The following is a 433-nucleotide window of genomic DNA, read 5'->3' on the forward strand; positions in this document are numbered from 1 at the left end:
GTGCGGTGCGGCCTCGGGCCGGCGTTCGTCCAGCAGACTGCAGATCAGGCGCACGATATCGAGGTTCTTCCACTCGTTGCAGCCGCCGATGTTGTAGGTCTCGCCGAGGCGCCCGCGCCGGATCACGCGCTCGATGCCGCGGCAGTGATCTTCGACGTACAGCCAGTCGCGGATATTGCTGCCGTCGCCGTAGACCGGGATGTTCCTGCCCTCCAGGCAGCTGCGGATCACGGTCGGGATGAACTTCTCGGCGTGCTGCAGCGGGCCGTAGTTGTTCGAGCAGTTGGTGGTCGTCACCGGCAGACCGTAGGTGTGGAAGTAGGCGCGCACCAGGTGATCCGAGCCGGCCTTGCTCGCCGAGTACGGCGAATTCGGCGCATATGGCGTGCATTCGGTGAACGCCGGGTCGTCCCTGCCGAGCGTGCCGTAGACC

1 pseudogene (running past one end of the window) is annotated in these 433 nt (G+C 65.8%); it reads right to left on the reverse strand.

Annotated features, from left to right (window positions below):
- Positions 1-433 (reverse strand): annotated as a pseudogene (locus JSS75_14300) (GDP-mannose 4,6-dehydratase) (it extends 151 nt beyond the left edge of the window).

The organism is Bacteroidota bacterium (assembly GCA_018266755.1).
Classification (GTDB): Bacteria; Bacteroidota; Ignavibacteria; order Palsa-1295; family Palsa-1295; genus JAFDZW01.